Genomic DNA, 546 nt, shown 5'->3' on the forward strand with positions numbered 1-546 from the left:
CAGCGCCCTGCAGGGCCTGGAGATCGAGCCGACGCTGCGCCGGGCCGTAGCCTGGTCCGCGGCCACGGTGCTGATGCCCACCGCCGGGGCGGTGCACTCCAGCTACCAGCAGCTGGCCCGGGAGGTCATCTGCCAAACCCTGTCCACCGACGCACACCACTAAGGAACCGCATGCCACTTGTACCCACCGCCCAGATCATGGACCAGGCCGTTCGCGCGGCGCGCGGGCAGGGCGCGTTTAACGTCATCCACCTGGAGACCGCGCAGGCCCTGATCACCGCCGCCGAGCAGGCCGCCGTGCCGGTGATCCTGCAGATCAGCGAAAACTGCATGAAGTACCACGGTTCACTGGCGCCGCTGACCCTGGCCTGCAAGGCGCTGGCCGAGGAGTCCAGCGCCGAAATCGCGCTGCACCTGGACCACGCCGAGGATGAGGCCCTGGCCTACCAGGCGATCGAGCTGGGGTTCGGTTCGGTGATGTTTGACGGGGCGAAGCTGGAATTCGAGCAGAACGTGGCCGCCACCGCCCGGGTGGTGGCCGCGGCC

General features: G+C 69.0%; 1 protein-coding gene. It reads left to right on the forward strand.

What is annotated here, in order from left to right; genetic code table 11:
* Window positions 1–171: 171 nt before the first annotated feature.
* A partial coding sequence (locus tag JCM19049_RS17205; protein ID WP_374700356.1) for a class II fructose-bisphosphate aldolase occupies window positions 172–546 on the forward strand: 375 nt, incomplete at its 3' end.

It is taken from the genome of Arthrobacter sp. JCM 19049 (assembly GCF_001310435.1).